We start from the raw sequence: 19,450 nt of genomic DNA, 5'->3' as shown, positions 1-19,450 counted from the left end.
TCATGCAACGTCATCTTGGTTTTACCACCTTCACCGTTACCTTGCTGCTTACTGTGATGTTGCTGAGTATCTCGCTGCTGGTGGGCAAGCTGATGGTGTCTGACCGCCGTGTCAGCCTCAACGAAGTGCAGTATCGACAGGCGCTGGCCCTGGCCGAACTGGGTTTGTCCGACGGGGTCGGCCGCTTGGCGCAGGACGCAAGTTGGCGTAGCGCCAGCAGTGGCGTGTCGGTCAATGTGTCGGCCGGTACCTATACCCTGTTTGCGCTGGACGACACAGCCGTGACCGTGGGCGGGGCAAGCGTGACGCCGGTCAGGGTGCGAGCCCAGGCTACCCTGGTTGACAGTACTGCCAATGCTGATGTGGAGATCAAGACAATCAAGGTCAGCGTATTGGCTGGCACCCCGGCTGCCCCTCTGACGGTTGCCGGTGGCATGGCCGTTTCCGGCAACTTTACCGTGGTGGCCAATCCCAACGGGGGCGGGCCTGGGGTGCCGCTCTCCATCTGGACCAACGGTAATGTGGACCTGACCAATGGCTCCGGTCAGACCTGCCATCAGGGGGATTACAGTGGAGGGTGCAGTGCCTACATCAGCCAGAAGGGGGACAAGCAGTCGGACATCAAGGACAACGATACCGCCTTCCCAAGCGACCTGGTCTGGTATCTGTTCAACGAGAATGACGATGCAACAGGATGGGCCAATCTGGAGTCGCGGGCAGTGCAGATGTTGACCAATTGCGATTCGTTGTCGACCGCCTCCCGTGGACTCATCATCGTCGATGGGGACTGCAAGCCGGGCGGTTCGATCGGTTCGGTTGCTGCACCTGTGGTGCTTATCGTGCGCAACGGGGATCTGATGGTCAACGGCAACGCCACCCTCTATGGGTTGGTGTTCGCCTACTCCTCTACTCCCGCCACGGCTACCACCGATATCAGTCTGAAGGGGGGCGCCATCGTCAATGGCGCTGTGGTTGCCAACTACCAACTGGGCAAGACCGCCAACGGGACCTTCGACGCCAAGTACGACCAAGCGGTGCTGAGCAATATCGAAAACGGGGCCGCATTTCAGATCATTAACCTAGTGCCCGGTAGCTGGCGGGACTGGTAGGAGCGAACATGAAGCAGCACAAGGGATTCGGGCTGTTGGAGATCTTGATCACCCTGGTTCTGCTCGGGGTGGGGGTGGCCGGGCTGGTGGCCATGTCGCGCGGGATCCTCGGGGCCTCCCAGGACGGTCGACGCTATGAGGTGGCGATGCGGCTGGCCGAGTCGAAACTCGATGATTTTCGTACCTTCAACGGCGTAGTGAGTGCCGTCTCTCCGCTCACGGCCTATAACAGCATTGCGGCGGGCACCAGTACGGTCACCCCCGCCGACGGCGGCGGGACCTATACCCTGAGCTGGACCGTCAACAACCAGTACTGGAATGGTACGATCTGGCAGACGACGGCCCCGGCGGGATACCTGCAGTCCTACCCGGGTCGCAAGGTCGTCAACGTGACCGTCAGCTGGAGCGACAATGACGGGAATCCGATCTCGCTGTTATTGGCCGGTGCAGTGTCGCCGGCAGAGTCACTGGCCCAGAACCAGTTGAATGGCGGGCTCGATACCAGTCGCGAACCTCCCCAGGTGGTCTATACCCCGGGGGTGGCGCCGGACGTCATCTCCATCCAGATCGATCAGGAAGGGCGCAAGCAGGAGACCAGCAAACCGCTGCCGACGGTGACCTCCAAGGATGGCACCGTCGGCAAGCTGGTGCAGTTCGAGACGGTCACCTACAAGCCCGACAACGGCGGCAACACCCAGCAGGTGCTGCAGGATCTGGCCTCGGTCTCCTGCTCTTGCAGTTACGGCTCGAGCGTCAATGCCTACCTGCCGGGCCAGGCGATCCTGACCGACAGCAATCTGCTCTACTGGAGCGTCGGCTCCCAGGTCACCAAGCAGACCGGCATCCTCAACAGCAGCGTCAAGGATCAACCCACTCTCTGCACCAGTTGCTGCAAGAACCACTTCGATGGCAGTGGCAGCAGCTTTGATCAGTTCTACTCCCCGCTGCACACCAACAGGCAGCGCTATAACAGCTCGCTCACCTCGGTCAACAGTGGCGACTATGTGGATGCCTGCCGTTTCGTCCGGCTCGATGGCTATTATCGCCCTCTGCCCGAGTGGAACCTGATCAAAGTCATAGTGACCAGCGCCGACTTCCTCGCCAAGACGGCCAATCAGACCAGCTACCAGAATTACATCAAGTACGTGGTCACCACCTACATCACCTGGCAGAAGAACACCCTCAACTGGACCGCGAACCCCACCGCCACGCCACCGACCATCACCGAGTTTGCCGACTGGTTGCCTGCCAACGCGGCGGCTGGAGGGGATACCACGACCAAGGTCACCATGAGCACGGGCACGGCCCAGCTGATCGCGCGTGGCATCTATGTGGATGTGCTCTCGCCCACCTATCTGGCCGCACTCGACCTGACCTCGCAGGATCTGCTGGCCAGGGTGCCATTCCAGGATATCAACCTGACCATGCTGGCCGAGTGGAGTCTGGTGCCCTTGAGTGGCCAGCTGACCGGCAGTGTCTCCGACTATGTGGGGGTGACCAACGAGACGGTCAAGACGGTGGTCGATCTCAACAACTACTACTTCGGCAGCTACAGTCGCGGCTACCTGTCTGCCAAGAAGAGCACCAAGGATGCCTCCAACGTGTTGCAGAGCGCGTCGATCAAGGTGACCGCCTATCAAGGCAACTCGGGGATCACCGCCTCGCTCATCTCTCCAGTGGATCAGAGTGAAGCCAAGAGCGCCAGCATGCCGGTGGCGATCGATACCAGCGCCCAAACCGTACCGACCCTGACCGTGTCGGGGCGGATCGAGTGTCTGGAGAAGGTCAGCAACAAGGACCCATCCCCCACGGCGTGCAACAAGAACACCTTCAACGGGTTGAGCGTGACCACCACCACCACGGGGGCCACCTGCCGTATCGACAAGCCCCAGGCCAACAACCAGCCGGCCACCTATGTCTGCACGGCGGCACAAAACAGCAGCCTGGTGGTGAGTTTCTCCTACAGTGCCCAGGGCAACACCACCTATCTGCTGAAGCCGGCGTCGTTGAGCATCGCCATGACACCGCCCGCCAGCGGTCAGGTGATCACCGGGCCCTGTGGCCTGCTGGTGGACAACGGCGTGACCAACGCGAGCAGCCTGACTTGTACCCCCTGAGTCTTGGGCGCTGGCACAGCCAGCGCCTTTTCTTTATCATTCCCCATCATTTTCGAATTCAAGATGCATCGCCATGGCAAAAGCCCTCTCTCTGATGCTTGCCCAGTTGAATCTGACGGTAGGCGCCATCGAAGATAACTGTGACAAGGTGCTGGCGGCAGCCGCCGAAGCCGATCGGCAAGGCGCCGATCTGCTGGTTTGCTCCGAACTGGCCCTGACCGGCTACCCGCCGGAAGATCTGCTGCTGCGCGCCGATCTGATGATCCGAGTGGAGGCCGCGCTGACCCGCATCGCGGCATGGCAGGGGGCTTGCGCCATTCTGGTGGGTCACCCCTGGCGTGAAGGGGAGGCGCTCTACAACGCCGCTTCCCTATATGAGCAGGGGCAGCTGATTGCACGCTACTTCAAGCAGGATCTGCCCAACTACGGGGTCTTCGACGAGAAGCGCTACTTCACCGCGGCAACCGAGACCTGCGTGGTCCCCTTCCGTGGTCATCAGCTGGGCTTGCTCATCTGCGAAGACCTCTGGCAGCCGGGGCCGGCGCTGGCCGCCAAGGCCGCTGGGGCCGAGCTGCTGCTCACCATCAATGCTTCGCCCTACGATCAGGAAAAACCCTGGATCCGCCGTGAGCTGATGGCGGAGCGCTGCGATCAGACCGGTCTGCCGCTCATCTACCTCAACCAGGTATGCGGTCAGGACGAGCTGATCTTCGACGGCTGCTCCAAGGTGTTCAACAGCCAGGGCGAGCTGACTCACAAGCTCGCCCCCTTTGCCGAAGAGCTGGCGCTGGTGCGCTTTGCCGATGGTCAGCCGGTGAAGGAGCGGGAACCCGCCGCACCACTGGAACCCTTGGCCGAGACCTATCAGGCACTGGTACTGGCGGTGCGTGACTACGTCACCAAGAACGGCTTCCACGGTGCCGTGCTGGGCCTCTCCGGCGGCATCGACTCGGCGCTGACCCTGGCCATCGCGGCCGATGCCATCGGCGCCGACAAGGTGCAGGCGGTGATGATGCCGTTCCGCTACACCGCCCAGATGAGCGTGGAAGATGCCAAGGAGCAGGCCGAACGGATGGGGGTGGAGTTCAACATCATCTCCATCGAGCCCATGTTCGAAGGCTTTATGGCCCAGCTGGCGCCGCTGTTTGAAGGGACCGCTCGCGACACCACCGAAGAGAACCTGCAGGCTCGCTGCCGTGGTGTGCTGTTGATGGCGCTCTCCAACAAGCGTCGCCGCATCGTGCTGACCACCGGCAACAAGAGCGAGATGGCGGTGGGCTATGCCACCCTGTACGGCGACATGGCCGGCGGTTTCGACGTGCTCAAGGATGTCCCCAAGACGCTGGTCTTCAAGCTGTGCGAATACCGCAATTCCGTCGATTATGTGATCCCGCAGCGGGTCATCGACCGTCCTCCTTCGGCAGAATTGGCACCGGACCAGGTGGATCAGGACAGCCTGCCCCCCTATGACATCCTGGATGCCATCCTCAAGCGCTATGTGGAAGAAGATGCCTCCGTGGCCGACATGGTGGCGGAAGGCTTCGAGGAGGCGGTGGTGCGCAAGGTGATTCGGCTGGTGGATCTCAACGAATACAAGCGCCGTCAGGCGGCGGTCGGGCCCCGCATCACGGCCCGCAACTTTGGTAAGGATCGCCGTTACCCCATCACGTCCGGGTTTGGCAAACAGAACTGGTAAGGAGTCACCATGAAGAAGATTGAAGCCATCATCAAACCGTTCAAGCTGGACGATGTGCGCGAGGCCCTGGCCGAGATCGGCATCAACGGCATGACGGTATCCGAGGTCAAGGGCTTCGGCCGCCAGAAGGGCCACACCGAGCTCTATCGCGGCGCCGAGTACATGGTCGACTTCCTTCCCAAGGTGAAGGTGGAGCTGGTGGTGCAGGACGAGGATCTCGATGCCTGCCTGGAAGCGATCCAGAACACCGCCCGCACCGGCAAGATTGGTGACGGCAAGATCTTCGTCTGCGAGGTGGAGCGGGTCATCCGCATCCGTACCGGCGAAGAGAACGAAGACGCCATCTGACGGATGGCCGAGCCTTGTGATGAGCCAACGAATGGAGACTCGAGCCCACTGATGTCCTGGATGCGCCTCGTTGCGGTGGCCGGCCTGCTGGCCGGTCTGACCGCCTGCAGTACCCGGCCGCCGGCCCAGCCGGAAAACCTGTGCCAGATCTTTCGCGAGAAGCCGGACTGGCACAAGGCAGCGCTCAAGATGAACGAGAAGTGGGGAACGCCTGTGCAGGTGGTGATGGCCATGATGTATCAGGAGTCCTCCTTCGTGCACGATGCCCAGCCGCCGATGCAGTATTTCCTCTTCATTCCGACCGGGCGGGCCAGCTCCGCCTACGGCTATGCCCAGGTCAAAGATGAAACCTGGGCCGACTATCAGCGGGAGACCGGCAACAGCTGGAGCGATCGCGATGACTTTGCCGACGCCATCGACTTCATGGGCTGGTACACTCACAAGGCCCAGCGGCTGAACGGCACCTCCAAGTGGGATGCGTATGGCCAGTATCTCAACTATCACGAAGGGTGGGGTGGCTATCGGCGTGGCAGCTACCGCAGCAAGGGATGGCTGATGAAGACATCCCGCAAGGTGGAGGCTCGCGCCCAGCGCTACGGCGCCCAGTATCGACAATGCAAGGATCAGCTCTCCAGCGGGGGCTGGTTCTGGTAACCAAATCAGGAGTCAGAAATGCCGTTATTGGACAGTTTTACCGTTGACCACACCCGCATGGCCGCGCCAGCGGTACGTGTGGCCAAGACCATGCAGACCCCGAACAAGGACACCATTACCGTGTTCGACCTGCGTTTCTGCGTGCCGAACCAGGAGATCCTCTCCGAGCGCGGCATCCATACCCTCGAGCACCTGTTTGCCGGCTTTATGCGTGATCACCTGAACGGCAACGGGGTGGAGATCATCGACATCTCCCCCATGGGCTGCCGCACCGGCTTCTACATGAGCCTGATCGGTGCACCGGACGAAGCCCGGGTCGGCGCCGCCTGGCAGGCCGCCATGAGCGACGTGCTGACCGTGCAGGAGCAGGGCAAGATCCCCGAGCTGAACGAATATCAGTGCGGTACCTACAGCATGCACTCACTGGAAGAGGCCCATGCCATCGCTCGCCACGTGCTGGAGCGCGGTATCGGCGTCAACCGCAATGACGAACTGGCCCTGCCGGAAGAGAAGCTGAAAAGCCTCTGATCCCGGAATGGCAAGCATGAAAAAGGCCGGTCAGTGACCGGCCTTTTTGCATGCTGATGGAATCAGGATGGCAGCGGCATCACCCGGTTGCGGCCCAGCTCCTTGGCCTTGTAGAGCAGCTTGTCGGTGCGCTCGACCAGGCTGTCGCCCGTCTCCTGACCGTTGTACTCGCCAACGCCAAACGAGGCGGTGATATGGTCGATGCGTCGGCCCGACTTGCGATCCAGGATCGACATTTTCTCGATGGCCCGGCGCAGGCTCTCCGCCATCTGGCGGCTCAGCGCCAGGTTGCGCATGGGGAGCAGCAAGGCAAACTCCTCGCCGCCGAGGCGGTAGGCGGTGACGCCCTCCTTGCAGGTCTCCCGCAGTCGCTTGCTGAAGGCGCGCAGCACCTGGTCTCCCAGCAGGTGGCCATATTCGTCGTTGAAACTCTTGAAGCGGTCGATATCGGCGAGGATCAGCGAGAAGGGCTGCTTGCTGCGGATCAGACTGTCTATCTCCAGATCGAAGGCGCGCCGGTTGAGCAGGCTGGTGAGGGCATCCTCGTTGGCCAGCTTGCGGGTCTCGTTGAGCGCCTCGCGCAGCTCCTTGATCTCCTTCTCGGCGCTGCTGAGTTGGTTGCGAAAGTGCATGGTCGACATGCGCACGTCCCGCGATTCGCGCACCAGATCCCGCAGGATCCCCATGGTGTCTTCCAGGCTCAGCCCCTCGTCATCGATGAGGCTCAGCCGGTCGAAACTCTTGTCGAGCATCTCCTGGAACATGCCGGTATCCGAGATGGCATCCTGCATGGTGTGGCCGAGCTCGTTGGCCATGGCGGCCAGGTTGAGCTTCATCGCCTCCATCTGCTGCTCATCCTGGGCGGCGAGGTGCTGGTGATAGAGACGTTCGCAGGTGGTCAGCGAGCAGGTGCCCTGCAGCTTGATGGCCTGATCGATGGCCTGATTGAGCTCGGGCATGCTGGCCGCCACATAGTTATACCAAAGGGTGTAATTATCCGGCGTGGTGGGGATTTGATACTTGATCATCAGGGGAACCGCCTGCTTGAGATAGGCGGCGGATTGGGCGAACGAATCCTTGCTCATGAGTTCCATGTCTCATCATGACTGCAAACTGTGCATAGTATGACAGAGAGATTGGCCAAAAGGCAGTCGATGGATGCCATTCGCCCCCCCCTCCGATATAATGTCGCCGTTACCACCTACCCTAAGGCCTGCTTATGTCTCAAAAAGATCCTTTCCTCGAACGCGAGGCCGAAAAATACGAGAATCCGATCGCCAGTCGCGAGCTGATCCTCGACCTCATCAAGGGCCATGAAAAGCCCATGTCCCGTGAAGAGTTGGCCAAGGTCCTCAAGCTGACCGAAGAAGAGCCGCTGGAAGCCTTGCGTCGTCGTCTGCGCGCCATGGAGCGCGACGGTCAACTGGTCTTCACCCGCAACCAGTGTTACGCCCTGCCGGATCGCCTGAATCTGGTGAAAGGCTACGTGCTCGGCCACAAAGATGGCTTCGGTTTCCTGCGTCCCGAGGGTGGTGGCCCGGATCTGTTCCTGAACAACCGCGAGATGCAGCGCCTGATGCACGGCGACTACGCCCTGGTGCAGCCGACCGAGATCGACCGCAAGGGTCGCCAGGAGGCGCGTCTGGTGCGCCTGCTCAAGGCTCGCGAGGCGGACATCGTCGGTCGCTATTTCGTCGAGAACGGCGTCGGTTTCGTGGTACCCGACGACAGCCGTATCGGCCAGGACATCATCATCCCGGAAGGGGAGAACAAGGGGGCTCGCCAGAGCCAGGTGGTGGTTGTGCGCATCAACCAGCGCGCCACTGCCCGCTTCAACGCGGTCGGCACCGTATTGGAAGTGCTGGGTGAAAACATGGCACCCGGCATGGAGATCGAGATTGCCCTGCGTACCCACGGCATCCCGCACACCTGGCCCGAGGAGGTGACCAAGGAGGTTGCTGGTCTCGGCGAACAGGTGCCGGAGAAGGCCAAAGAGGGTCGCATCGACCTGCGCGCCCTGCCGCTGGTCACCATCGACGGGGAAGATGCCCGCGACTTCGATGACGCCGTCTTCTGTGAAGCCAAGCGCGGCGGCGGCTGGCGCCTGTGGGTCGCCATTGCCGACGTCTCCGCCTATGTGAAGCCGGGCACCGCCCTCGACACCGAAGCTTACCAGCGCGGCAACTCGGTCTACTTCCCCGAGTTCGTGGTGCCCATGCTGCCGGAGGTGCTCTCCAACGGCCTCTGCTCGCTCAACCCGCAGGTTGACCGCCTCTGCATGGTGTGCGAGATGACCATCTCCGCCGCCGGCCGCATGTCCGGCTACAAGTTCTACGAAGCGGTGATGAACTCCCACGCCCGTATGACCTACACCAAGGTGGCGGCGATCCTGGATGGCGATCCCAAGCTGCGCCAGCAATACGAGCCGCTGGTGGGCCACATCGAGGAGCTCAACAACCTCTACAAGGCGCTCAAGCATGCCCGCCATCAGCGCGGTGCGGTGGAGTTCGAGAGCGAAGAGACCCGCTTCATCTTCAACGCCCAGCGCAAGATCGACCGCATCGTGCCGCTCGTGCGCAACGACGCCCACAAGATCATCGAAGAGTGCATGATCCAGGCGAACGTGGCTGCCGCCCGTTACATCGAGAAGAACGAGGCAGCCGCCCTGTTCCGGGTGCACGACCGCCCGGGCGAAGAGCGCCTCACCGGCTTCCGTGACTTCCTGGCCGAACTGGGCCTGGAGCTCAAGGGGGGCCTGGAGCCCGAGCCGAAAGACTTTGCCGACCTGGCCGCCAAGTTTGAAGGGCGCCCGGATGCGGAGCTGCTCTCCACCATGCTGCTGCGCTCCATGCGTCAGGCCATCTATCAGGCCGACAATATCGGTCACTTCGGTCTGGCCTTGAAGTCTTACGCTCACTTCACCTCGCCGATCCGGCGCTACCCTGACCTCATTCTGCACCGCGCGATCAAGTATCAGACCGCCAAGGAGCAGCAGGCCAACCTGCGTCACAAGTGGACCCCGAGCGGTGGCTACCACTACCAGCTGGAAGAAGTGGACCCGATGGGCGAGCACTGCTCCATGACCGAGCGCCGTGCCGATGACGCCACCCGTGACGTGGCCGACTGGCTCAAGTGCGAGTACATGCTGGATCACGTGGGTGACGAGTTTGACGGCGTCATCGCCAGCGTCACCGGCTTTGGCTTCTTCGTGCGCCTGGCGGAGATCCACATCGACGGTCTGGTGCACGTCAGCACCCTCACCAACGACTACTACCAGTTTGACCCGTTGCACCAGCAGCTGATCGGCGAGAACTTCCGCCGCCGCTACCGTCTGGGTGACAAGGTGCGGGTCAAGGTGATGGGCGTGAACCTGGACGATCGCAAGATCGACTTTGTGATGGTGGAAGAGCCCCTCAAGATCACCGGCAAGAACGCCAAGCAGGCGGTGCGCAAGATGGCCGAGATCAAGAAGGAGAAGGCCAAGAGCGCAGAGCGCCACGACAAACGCAAAGAGAAAGAGGGTAAGGACCACGGCAAATCCGCCAAGGGCGGCCGTGCCAAACCCAGCAACAGACGACCGGGCAAAAAAGCGCGCGACAAGGCCAAGGGGTAAACCCTCGGCCCATGCTTAGAGCCGGCGACCCGGGCTGAGATCATAAAGGGCTGATGGCCCCGGGTTATTTCCTCCAGAGCCCGATAGTCCTGAAAACGAAAAAAATCCGAACCCTGTTACCGGGGTTTGGATTTTTTTATGGTCATCGAAGCGGGGGAGGGGCAGCCACTACTGTTTATGTGTATGGAGATGGTATTCACCTGACAGTTGCCCACAAAAGGGAGTGGTCATACGGCTTCAAACCGGATAACAAAACGGTACCCCTACCGTGTTATCTGGAGTCACCGTATGACCACCAACGAGAAAGTAGCACGTCGTAAACTCAGCCTGCTAGAGCTCGCCAAAGAACTCAATAACGTCAGCAAAGCCTGCAAGCTCATCGGATACAGCCGCCAGCAGTTCTACGAAATCCGGCGCAACTACCAGGCCTATGGCGCCGAGGGCTTGCTCGACAAACTGCCTGGCTGTAAAGGGGCTAATCCCAACCGGGTCGCTCCCGAGATTGAGCAGGCCATCCTCGATTACTCACTGACCCAACCTACCCATGGACCGTTGCGGGTCGCGCAACAACTCGCTCTGCAAGGCATCAACGTCAGTGCCGGCGGTGTGCGTGGCGTGTGCCAACGTCACGACTTGCTCTCCAAACACGACCGTTTGTTGCGCCTCGAGAAAACTCACCGGGAACAGACGATTGAGCTCAATGACGAGCAAATTCGCCTGTTAGAGCGCTTCAGTCCCGAGTTTCGCGAACGTCAGATTGAGGTCCACTACACCGGGGAACTGGTGGCGGTCGATACCTTCTTCGTCGGTGTACTCAAGGGGGTTGGCAAGGTGTATCTGCAAACCGTGCTGGACTGCTACAGCCGCCACGCCTGGGGGCGGCTCTACACCAGCAAGCTGCCGGTGACCTCGGTCCATGTGCTCAATGAAACTGTGTTGCCGTTCTTCGAGGCTCACGAGGCGCGGGTCTACACCATCCTGTCGGATAACGGACGTGAGTTCTGTGGGCGCCCTGACCATCATCCCTACGAGCTGTTCCTGCAACTGGAGGGGATTGAACATCGGACAACCAAGGTGCGCAGGCCGCAGAGCAACGGCTTTATCGAACGGTTGCATCGAACCTTGTTGGATGAACACTTCCGTATCAAAGGGAGGACAACCTGGTATGAGTCGGTGGAGCAGATGCAGACAGACCTGGACAGTTACCTGGATCACTACAACACCTAGTGGCCACATCAGGGCAGGATGATGGAAGGACAAACGCCCTACAGCATGTTCAAGAAGGGTCTGAAATTGATACCGAAGGAAGTGCGCACTAAAGTAGCGTAAACAAGACACCGGTTTGAGGCCGGTGTCAGGTGATAACTAGATCTGTACACTTTATTGGTCGCTACGCGGCGCTCAGAAAGGTGGGTGTCCTATTTTTCGCACTCCTGTGTTTGTTATGTTTACTCTACAAGGTTTTGAATTACTGTTTGCTTATCAAAAAATGCGATCCAAGATAATAATTTATCAGCATTTTGAACTAGATCATTCTTAGTGTTTATCTGTTGCAAATAATGTGCAATTGACATCCATGCTTTCACGTGTCGATCACTCAGCTCCGAACATACTGGTGTCAATGCTAATATCAAAGATAGCTCTAATTGACATGATTCATGTAGATTCTCTCGAAATGATTCACTCTGGGCTTCTTCAAATAATGTTTGTTTTAAAACGATGAGCATATGTTGGTTTGCTTCATGCTCTGAAGCATGAAAAAGAAAGGTAGATATACTACTACCATCAATTAAATATGTGTCTCCAAAGATACGTTTCAGTACAAAACGAAGTTGGGCACGTAGCCTACGCTCAAGCATCACTTGCTTACGATGTATTTTATCTAGCTCTGCTTGTTTCCTTTTTTTAGATTCACCGGACTGTATAGCTTCAACCACAACTAATATTAATGCTAGCTCAATTAGCATCCCAGTCACTTCAGGTAGCAGGTTTTCCGCAATGTATTCAACAAGAGTTGGGGTGCTTTCATCAGTGTAAATAGACAAGGTGATTCTAAGAATGAAGGCGATAGAAATAAATACCAGGATATACACGTTTTGCATATGTCGACTGGCATTTGATAAGTATTCAATTACTGCTTTCATAAAATAAAGGCTAGTCTACAAAAGATACAGAATACCATATGATTGGGGAGATGTCTTGATTAAACATAGCGCCCTGTTAAGGTGTGAGCAACGCAATACCGAAACTCCCGCATACCACTTTAAACACTAAAAGCAACGCATAGCAAAATGCCACGCGTTGCGAATCACTCTTAAACAGATTGTTAGGCAATATGCTCGTCGGTTCCATCATTATATTGAATATGGAAAACCTTATATTCTTTATCACTGCTATCGTAATATACCTTGACCATTCGAGCTCCAACAGTAGAACACTTTGCATCATTGCTTATAAAATTAATTGCATTTCTATAGCCATTTTCAAAACAATCAATATTGGTTGACTCTTTTTCAAGAGTTTCACTTGTTTTGTCTGGTATAAAATAAAGCTGTATCGTGCTTCCTTTGAATTCAATCTGTTGCAGTAAGTCTACTGGTATTCCTTTGCTCTTAAGCTTGGGAATATAAGATATGACTTTTACTAATGCTGGTCTTACATGATTTTTATATTGAATATCCCACTCAGGAGCTACGATTAAACAGATAGCGCTCGCAATCAAGCCAATTTCTAAACCAGTTAGCCCTTTCTTTATCCATTTACCAACCATCAAATCAGGTTCATTACCTAACAGCTCCTTGATGAATGCTTGATCGTTATAATAAGGGTAAGGTAAGTAAATGTTATATACTGGTCGCTCTAAGTTACCTGCCATTTTTTTTGTGGCGGAAAAACTAAAGCCTTTAAAATCAGGATTGACACTTCCTTTTTCTATATATACATCAGCAATAACTACCCACTCATCGCCATGTGGCACAAGTCGAAAATTTTCTAAGAACCCGCTAGTTTTAGCTCCCATAACATGCTGTGTATGCAGAGGCATACGATTAGATATTAATTCTAATAATTCTTCGAAAAACTCTTTCGAATAACTTTCCCCATGATTATCAAGTCCAGTTCCAGCAACAATTTGATTTTTAATTACTTCGAAATTTTCCATTTTTTCCTCTATTTCCTAACAGTGATTAGATGGAAGGCGGTACTAATCCGTTAGCAGAGAATTCCATATAACTCCGTAACATCTTTATCGCCGTTAAGTGAAAATTATCATTAAATCAGAATGTTACCAGCTGACTTTTAGTACCGAGCGTATTTGCTTGACTTCCTCTTTTTGCGCCACCATTAGCACTGTATGAAAAAACAGTGCACAGATCAGTTTTGGAAAGCGTCGCTTCATCACACTTGCGTGAACAGATCAGAAATGAAAATGAGGCCGTCATCATGTTCAGTGATCGCACCACTCGCTTATCCATTCCATCAGGCAAGGCTACCGCCCCTGAATCTCAGCCTCCAGTCTGCTGCTTTTTACCTGCGTGGTTTCGCTGGTCTGGCTCATGGGTGACTCCGACGAGACGGTTGCCAAACGGATATGGTAGCGAGTGCTGCCGGGGAGAAAAGAGGGGAGTAATGATTTCCTGAGCAGGATCAACAAATTAATTGGCATGAGGGGGCTTTGGGCGTAGTGCGCCAATACGGTGAGTTTCAGGTATCAGCAAGTGCATCAGAGGGGCAGGGTATTGGCTCCCCCTGCAATTCGCCGAGGGGAGGGCACAAGGTCAGGAGCGCCATCAGGGATGATGGCGCAGCCGCAGCAGAGCATGGATGCCCCATCTGCGGCGGTCCGTCCGACCTTGTGCTTGACCGAGGGAAACCGCGCAGCGGTCGGATTGGCGGGGGAAGGCCTTCTTGGTGACTTCTTGGGCCAGCAAGACGTCACTCGCCGCAGCCCATAGGGCGGGCGAACCCCCACATAGTGGCAATCCCGCAGGGATTGGGATGCTTGGCACAGGCGAAGGCGTTTGGCTGAACTCCCTAGGGACCGGAGTCTCTGGTATGATGCGCCATCATTTAGCGACCGGTGACGACGCCAGCATCATGGTGGTCAGGCTGCCGGTAGGGCCATTTTTCTTTGGGGCGCACTGGGTGCGACTCGACACCACGGATCTTGAACATGAGCAGTGAACTGATTTACGGCATCCACGCCGTGGCCGCCCTTCTTGAGCGCGAGCCGGAGCGTTTCATCGAAGTGTGGGCCCTCAAGGGCCGCGACGATGAGCGGCTGCAGCCCCTGCTGGCGGAGCTGGATGCGCTCGGCCTCAAGGTGCAGAGCGTGAACCGCAAGACGCTCGACGACAAGGCGGAGGGCAACAATCACCAGGGCATCATGGCCCGGCTGAAGGAGGCGCCCAAGCTGGCCGAGCACGATCTGGCCAGCCTGCTGGACAAGCTGGCCGAGCAAAAAAACGCCCCCTTCCTGCTGGTGCTGGACGGGGTGACCGATCCGCACAACCTGGGTGCCTGCCTGCGTAGCGCCGATGCGGCCGGGGTGCATGCGGTGATCGTGCCGCGCGACAAGGCCACCGGGCTGACCCCTATCGTGCGCAAGGTCGCCTGTGGCGCCGCCGAAGTGGTGCCGCTCATTCAGGTCACCAACCTGGCCCGCAGCCTGCGCGAGCTGCAGGAGCGTGGCGTCTGGCTGGTCGGCACCGCCGGTGAGGCGGATCACGACCTCTATCAGGCCAAGCTCACCGGCCCGATGGCGCTGGTGATGGGCGCAGAGGGCAAGGGTATGCGTCGCCTCACCCGCGAGCACTGCGACGAGCTGGTGAGCATTCCGATGGCGGGGGCGGTATCGAGCCTCAACGTCTCGGTAGCGACCGGTGTCTGCCTGTTTGAAGCCGTGCGTCAGCGTCGTGCCTGAGGCGAGCTGAATGGACAGACCCCCGTTTTGCCGGGATCGGGTCACGGATGAGCAGGAGGCCGCGCGCCTCCTCTCTTTTGCCCGGCCGCTGACCCTGAGCCCCCGTGCCTGCCTCTGGCATGCTGGCGATCGACCCGATCTGCTGGTGATGGTGGAGCAGGGACTGCTGCGGGCCAAGGTGGTGCTGGCGGATGGCCGTGAGTACATCAAGGAGTTCTACTGGGAGGGTGACGAGTTTCTCGACTTTCACCACCTGCTCAGCGGCGAGCCGGCCCGCTATAGCGTGGAGGCGCTGGAGCCCTGTCGGCTCTTGCTGTTCAATCTGGCCGACCTGCGCACGCTCTCCTGCTGGCCCGCCTGGTATCAGCATCTGCTGGCGGTGCAGCTGCGCATCAAGGAGGAGAAGGAGCTGCTGCTCTTGACCGAGAGCCCGCAGGCCCGCTATCAGCACTTCTTGCGCAGTTTTCCCGCGCTGGAGGCCAGGGTGCCCGATCACCAGATCGCCGCCTACCTCGGCATCACCCCCATCAGCCTGAGCCGCATTCGTAAGAGAATGCGTAATACACTCTGATCGTCGTATGGCGTATTGCAGGCATACGGCGCTGTTGCCACTCGAGAATCTCCGTATGATGTGCGCGGTTCGCTATGAGTCCTGGAGTACACATATGAGAAGGTTTGTTACCCATTCTGCTTTTTATCTGTTGTGGTTGCTGACCACGGTAGGGGCGTGTGTTGGTTCGGCCACCGCACAGGCAGCCTCGTTTGATTGCGGGGTGGCCAGCTCGGTCATCGAACACACGATTTGCCAACAAGATGCGCTAGGCGCACTCGACAGTCAGCTGGCCGATCGCTATGAACATGCTCGTGATAGTGCTGATTCATCTCAAGCGGATGTACTGCTTGCCGAACAGCGTCAGTGGTTTAAACAGCGTAACGCCTGCAGTAAGAAGACATCGCAACTGCTAGAGTGCTTGCGAGACAGCATGGCGCACCGTATCAAAGCGCTCGGCGAGCAGATCGCACAACAAGACAAGGCGTTCACCGAGACAGTGCAACTGATCCAGGTCGATCCCGCCGCTGCTGCGGTCAAGCTGAGTGATTACCGTAGTGCAGAAGCCTCGGCGTGGCTGCTCTATCTCCATCAGTTCGAACCGGCGAGCGGGGTCAGCGACCAGCAAGCGCGTGCTCGCTATGCCCAGATATTGGCCAGATTTAATGACGAATACACCGCTTCTATGGCCGCCGATTTGGGATATGAGAAGCCTGCAACCCGTGCCAGTGCGACCTTGACCTTGCTGCGTCTGGTGCTGGAAGAGCGATCCAATCCCGAGTCACTGCGGCACTGCTTTATCTTTAAACGCATCGGCTGGCCTGCATATGACGCCTTTGGCGGGCTCTGGGGATCAAGCCGCGATAACATGGCGCCTTACTGCTCTCTTCCCGATGATCTGTTCCAGCGTCTGGCCTGGCAGCATCTTCGCCAGCTCTTCAATACACAGGTGGAACGCATTTCATCCTCATTTGGAACCATGGTTTTCGGCACCTTCGCCGATTGGCGGATAGACGAGCTGCATATCAATCTTGCCCCCGAGGATTTTATTGTTATCGATAAAGCAGGGAGGTCGACCTCGGCTGCTGAACCACGGATACGCAACGGGGATGCGAAGGTATGGCCGGTCGCCGAGCGTGAGGCCATGCTCAAGGCGATAGTAGAGGTGCGGCAGCTCACATTGACCTGGCTGCAGGAAGAGAAGGGAATGTCGGTCCAAAACGCCGAGCTCGCCATGAACAACATCGTGGCAATCTGGCTTAATCAGCGCCTAGATTTCATCGAAGAATGGGACTTGATCGAGGATGCCCCACATTAACAATGGTTAATGAAGGGGGGTGGCGCATCGACTATGCTGCACCTTTCCCTTTACATGGAGTCGCGGATGAACTGGATCCTGAAACCCTGGTGTGAACTCACCACGGACGAGCTGTATGACCTGTTGGCCCTGCGGGTCGAGGTGTTTGTGGTCGAGCAGACCTGTCCCTTCCAAGACCTGGATGGCCTAGACCGCCGGGATGGAGTATTGCACCTGCTCGGCTGGCAGGATGGGGCACTGGTGGCCTATGCCAGGCTGATGGCGCCCGGGGTGGCCAAGAGTGAGCAGGTGGTGATCGGCCGGGTGGTGACCGCCCCCGAGGCGAGAGGCGATGGCCTGGGCCACCGGCTGATGCAGCAGGCGCTGCAGGAGTGTGCCCGGCTGTGGCCCGGGGTCAGCATCTATCTGGGGGCGCAGGCGCACCTGCAGGGCTTCTACGGCCGTCACGGCTTCACCGCCGTGGGTGAACCCTATCTGGAAGATGACATCCCCCACATCGGCATGAGCTCCTCTTAATGCCTTTTAGGCATAACAATGAAATTATTATGTCTTGAGGTAGTAAAGAAAACGGGTGCCTGGCGCCATGTTAGTGGGTACCCTCTGAGTGATTAATCGGCAACAGTTGATGGATAGGTTTTAAAAATGGTCTTTTACCCCATTAATACAGAACAAGATTCAGCGATTGAGCCGTTGAGCCATTTTATTTGCGTTCGTCACACGAGCGGTTGTCGCTGATGGAGTTGTTGCGCAAGCGGTTCGCACTGGACCTGCAAACCTTCGCCATCATCACCCTGGTGCTGGGCAATCTGGCCCAGGCCTTCTCCGACGTGCTGGTCAAGCTGATCGGCCCCGGCTTCAGCCCCTTCCAATACATGTTCCTGCGCCAGCTGCTGACCCTGCTGGTGCTGCTGCCCTTCATGCTGCGTGTGCCGCGCTCGGCCTGGGGGCTGGGTGCCTGGAAGTGGCACCTGCTGCGCGGCCACCTCTGCCTGCTCGGCGGCGGTGGCATGATGCTGGCTCTGACCCAGCTGCCGCTGGCCACGGCCAACGCCATCTTCTATGTCTCCCCGCTGCTGACGCTGCCGCTGGCGGCCTGGCTGCTCAAGGAGAAGATCCACCCCAGAGTCTGGCTGCTGAGCGGCATGGGGCTGCTCGGGGTGGTGTTCGTGCTGCGGCCGGGGGATTTCCATCTGGCCGGACTGGGCGCCCTGGTGACCGCCTTCACCCTGGCGCTGTTCAACATCACGGGACGCAAGTTGCCGGCCGGGATCTCGGTGGTGGCTACCCTGTTCTGGGCCAACCTGCTGGCCATGCCGCTGACCGCGGGTCTGGCGGTGGATCAGTGGCAGCCGGTGGACTGGCGGCTGCTGGTGCTGATCGGTGGCAGCGGCGTCATGCAACTGCTCTATCACGCCAGCTGCTTCTATTCTTATCGTCAGGTGGAGGCCAACCGCATCGCGGCGACCGAGTACTCGGGCCTGATGTTTGTGGTGCTGCTGGGGGTCTGGCTGTTTGGCGAGATCCCGGCGTGGAACCTCTGGGTCGGGGTGAGCTTCATCCTGCTGGCCATTCACTGGCAGCGCCGGTTGCGCTGAGGCCAGGCCAGCAGCAGGCTGCCGGATGAGAAAAACAGGCATCTTATGAGGCCGCTCTCTGTCATGGCCGGGCAAACCGGGTATGCTGGGCGGCCTGTTGTTATCGGAACCCTGTCGTGACCCCAACCATCTTTGCCGCCATCCTGCTGGCAGCCCTGCTGCACGCGCTCTGGAATGCGCTGGCCAAGCGCCAGGCCGAGGGGCGCGTCAGCGTCCTGCTGGTCTCCCTCTGCTCCGGTCTGTTTGCCGCCCCCTTTCTCCCCTTGGTCGGCTGGCCGGTGGCGGCCGAATATCCCTGGCTGGCACTCTCCATCCTGCTGCACTGCGGCTACTGCCTATTTCTCGGTCGGGCCTACCGGCTGGGTGAGTTCGGCCAGATCTATCCGCTGGCCCGGGGCAGTGCCCCGCTGGTGACCCTGCTGTTCGGTGCCCTGCTGTTGGGGGAGGTGCCGGGAATGGTGGCGGTGACGGGAGCCGTGGTGCTGGTGAGCGGCGTGCTGCTGATGGCGTGGCGCGGTGGCCTGCGGCTGGCACCGGCCGCGCTGCAGGCGGTGCTTGTCACGGCGCTGTTTACCGCCTCGTACACCCTGTCCGATGGGGCGGGGGCCCGCTCGGCCGGCGAGCCGGTGCGTTACACCCTCTGGCTGTTCACCCTCACCGCGCTGGTGATGCCGCTGCTGATGCGCTGGCAGAGCCGCACCGCCTGGCGCGAGCTGGGGCCTGCGGCGTGGCGCAGCGGCGCCATCGGTGGCGCCCTGTCGCTGTTGGCCTACGGTATCGTCATCTGGGCCATGACCAAGGCACCCATCGGCCTGGTGGCGGCCCTGCGCGAGAGCAGCGTGCTGTTTGCGGTACTGCTCTCCTGGGGCTGGCTGGGGGAGACGCTGGGGCGGGTCAGGCTGCTGGCCGCCCTGATTATCCTGGGCGGGATCCTGCTGATCCGCCTCGGCTAGAGGCGTGCCCCTCGGTGCTGACGGCCGCCCCCGACCTGGATGCCGGCG

Annotated in this window: 16 protein-coding genes and 1 pseudogene; 14 read left to right on the top strand and 3 right to left on the bottom strand. The window is 58.7% G+C overall.

Annotated elements, in window-relative coordinates; all coding sequences use genetic code 11:
* Positions 1–2: 2 nt before the first annotated feature.
* The 6 genes from G5134_RS00280 (at position 3) to luxS (ending at position 6,452) form a co-directional block, all read left to right on the top strand.
* Positions 3–1,109, top strand: a complete 1,107-nt coding sequence (locus G5134_RS00280; protein ID WP_065018296.1) for a hypothetical protein — start codon at positions 3–5, stop codon at positions 1,107–1,109.
* 8 nt (positions 1,110–1,117) lie between these two features.
* On the top strand, positions 1,118–3,226 hold the full coding sequence (locus tag G5134_RS00275) for a type IV pilus modification PilV family protein (RefSeq protein WP_065018295.1): 2,109 nt from the start codon (positions 1,118–1,120) through the stop codon (positions 3,224–3,226).
* Between the two features lie 73 nt (positions 3,227–3,299).
* Positions 3,300–4,922 carry an NAD+ synthase gene (locus G5134_RS00270; protein WP_017764003.1) on the top strand — a complete coding sequence of 541 codons (1,623 nt, stop codon included), beginning with the start codon at positions 3,300–3,302 and terminating at the stop codon, positions 4,920–4,922.
* A gap of 9 nt (positions 4,923–4,931) precedes the next feature.
* Positions 4,932–5,270 (top strand): nitrogen regulatory protein P-II, encoded by a 339-nt coding sequence (gene glnB / locus G5134_RS00265; RefSeq protein WP_005308848.1) that lies wholly within the window; start codon positions 4,932–4,934, stop codon positions 5,268–5,270.
* A gap of 60 nt (positions 5,271–5,330) precedes the next feature.
* Positions 5,331–5,924, top strand: coding sequence for a transglycosylase SLT domain-containing protein (locus tag G5134_RS00260; protein ID WP_272943021.1), 594 nt, complete (start codon positions 5,331–5,333; stop codon positions 5,922–5,924).
* Between the two features lie 18 nt (positions 5,925–5,942).
* Positions 5,943–6,452, top strand: a complete 510-nt coding sequence (gene luxS / locus G5134_RS00255; RefSeq protein WP_011704660.1) for an S-ribosylhomocysteine lyase — start codon at positions 5,943–5,945, stop codon at positions 6,450–6,452.
* A gap of 62 nt (positions 6,453–6,514) precedes the next feature.
* Here luxS and G5134_RS00250 read toward each other — a convergent pair whose 3' ends face one another.
* On the bottom strand, positions 6,515–7,537 hold the full coding sequence (locus G5134_RS00250; RefSeq protein WP_065018422.1) for a GGDEF domain-containing protein: 1,023 nt from the start codon (positions 7,535–7,537) through the stop codon (positions 6,515–6,517).
* Positions 7,538–7,671: 134 nt separating this feature from the next.
* Between G5134_RS00250 and rnr the strand changes: the two genes are divergently transcribed.
* Both rnr and G5134_RS00240 read left to right on the top strand, forming a co-directional pair.
* Entirely contained in the window at positions 7,672–10,065 is a 2,394-nt protein-coding gene (gene rnr, locus G5134_RS00245; RefSeq protein ID WP_043169240.1) for a ribonuclease R, read from the top strand.
* 288 nt (positions 10,066–10,353) lie between these two features.
* Positions 10,354–11,394: pseudogene (locus G5134_RS00240) on the top strand (IS481 family transposase).
* Between the two features lie 119 nt (positions 11,395–11,513).
* Here G5134_RS00240 and G5134_RS00235 read toward each other — a convergent pair.
* Entirely contained in the window at positions 11,514–12,209 is a 696-nt protein-coding gene (locus tag G5134_RS00235; protein ID WP_082970145.1) for a hypothetical protein, read from the bottom strand.
* Positions 12,210–12,391: 182 nt separating this feature from the next.
* Positions 12,392–13,225 (bottom strand): hypothetical protein, encoded by an 834-nt coding sequence (locus G5134_RS00230; protein WP_156559929.1) that lies wholly within the window; start codon positions 13,223–13,225, stop codon positions 12,392–12,394.
* Positions 13,226–14,236: 1,011 nt separating this feature from the next.
* On the opposite strand from G5134_RS00230, the gene rlmB reads away from it, so the two are divergent.
* The 6 genes from rlmB (at position 14,237) to G5134_RS00200 (ending at position 19,402) form a co-directional block, all read left to right on the top strand.
* Entirely contained in the window at positions 14,237–14,986 is a 750-nt protein-coding gene (gene rlmB, locus G5134_RS00225) for a 23S rRNA (guanosine(2251)-2'-O)-methyltransferase RlmB (protein ID WP_017764011.1), read from the top strand.
* Positions 14,987–14,996: 10 nt separating this feature from the next.
* Positions 14,997–15,557, top strand: coding sequence for a Crp/Fnr family transcriptional regulator (locus tag G5134_RS00220; RefSeq protein ID WP_017764012.1), 561 nt, complete (start codon positions 14,997–14,999; stop codon positions 15,555–15,557).
* Between the two features lie 94 nt (positions 15,558–15,651).
* Positions 15,652–16,854, top strand: coding sequence for a lysozyme inhibitor LprI family protein (locus G5134_RS00215; RefSeq protein WP_082970144.1), 1,203 nt, complete (start codon positions 15,652–15,654; stop codon positions 16,852–16,854).
* A 66-nt stretch (positions 16,855–16,920) separates the two neighbouring features.
* Positions 16,921–17,370, top strand: a complete 450-nt coding sequence (locus G5134_RS00210; protein ID WP_017764015.1) for a GNAT family N-acetyltransferase — start codon at positions 16,921–16,923, stop codon at positions 17,368–17,370.
* 218 nt (positions 17,371–17,588) lie between these two features.
* Complete coding sequence (locus G5134_RS00205) at positions 17,589–18,449, top strand: DMT family transporter (protein WP_005308865.1); 861 nt, start codon at positions 17,589–17,591, stop codon at positions 18,447–18,449.
* A 116-nt stretch (positions 18,450–18,565) separates the two neighbouring features.
* Positions 18,566–19,402: a DMT family transporter gene (locus tag G5134_RS00200; protein ID WP_258120326.1), complete on the top strand. Its 837-nt coding sequence runs from the start codon at positions 18,566–18,568 to the stop codon at positions 19,400–19,402.
* The last annotated feature ends 48 nt before the right edge of the window (positions 19,403–19,450 follow it).

Source organism: Aeromonas sp. 600276, from assembly GCF_049175815.1.
Lineage (GTDB): Bacteria > Pseudomonadota > Gammaproteobacteria > Enterobacterales > Aeromonadaceae > Aeromonas > Aeromonas dhakensis.
The sequence above is the reverse complement of the archived record's forward strand: the minus strand, read 5'-3'. Positions and strand labels throughout refer to the sequence as shown.

What these genes read in the sequence shown, in the direction of transcription:
- G5134_RS00280 (WP_065018296.1), top strand. Translation starts at nt 3, where the DNA reads ATGCAACGTCATCTTGGTTTTACCACCTTCACCGTTACCTTGCTGCTT.
- G5134_RS00275 (WP_065018295.1), top strand. Translation starts at nt 1,118, where the DNA reads ATGAAGCAGCACAAGGGATTCGGGCTGTTGGAGATCTTGATCACCCTG.
- G5134_RS00270 (WP_017764003.1), top strand. Translation starts at nt 3,300, where the DNA reads ATGGCAAAAGCCCTCTCTCTGATGCTTGCCCAGTTGAATCTGACGGTA.
- glnB (WP_005308848.1), top strand. Translation starts at nt 4,932, where the DNA reads ATGAAGAAGATTGAAGCCATCATCAAACCGTTCAAGCTGGACGATGTG.
- G5134_RS00260 (WP_272943021.1), top strand. Translation starts at nt 5,331, where the DNA reads ATGCGCCTCGTTGCGGTGGCCGGCCTGCTGGCCGGTCTGACCGCCTGC.
- luxS (WP_011704660.1), top strand. Translation starts at nt 5,943, where the DNA reads ATGCCGTTATTGGACAGTTTTACCGTTGACCACACCCGCATGGCCGCG.
- G5134_RS00250 (WP_065018422.1), bottom strand. Translation starts at nt 7,537, where the DNA reads ATGAGCAAGGATTCGTTCGCCCAATCCGCCGCCTATCTCAAGCAGGCG.
- rnr (WP_043169240.1), top strand. Translation starts at nt 7,672, where the DNA reads ATGTCTCAAAAAGATCCTTTCCTCGAACGCGAGGCCGAAAAATACGAG.
- G5134_RS00235 (WP_082970145.1), bottom strand. Translation starts at nt 12,209, where the DNA reads ATGAAAGCAGTAATTGAATACTTATCAAATGCCAGTCGACATATGCAA.
- G5134_RS00230 (WP_156559929.1), bottom strand. Translation starts at nt 13,225, where the DNA reads ATGGAAAATTTCGAAGTAATTAAAAATCAAATTGTTGCTGGAACTGGA.
- rlmB (WP_017764011.1), top strand. Translation starts at nt 14,237, where the DNA reads ATGAGCAGTGAACTGATTTACGGCATCCACGCCGTGGCCGCCCTTCTT.
- G5134_RS00220 (WP_017764012.1), top strand. Translation starts at nt 14,997, where the DNA reads ATGGACAGACCCCCGTTTTGCCGGGATCGGGTCACGGATGAGCAGGAG.
- G5134_RS00215 (WP_082970144.1), top strand. Translation starts at nt 15,652, where the DNA reads ATGAGAAGGTTTGTTACCCATTCTGCTTTTTATCTGTTGTGGTTGCTG.
- G5134_RS00210 (WP_017764015.1), top strand. Translation starts at nt 16,921, where the DNA reads ATGAACTGGATCCTGAAACCCTGGTGTGAACTCACCACGGACGAGCTG.
- G5134_RS00205 (WP_005308865.1), top strand. Translation starts at nt 17,589, where the DNA reads ATGGAGTTGTTGCGCAAGCGGTTCGCACTGGACCTGCAAACCTTCGCC.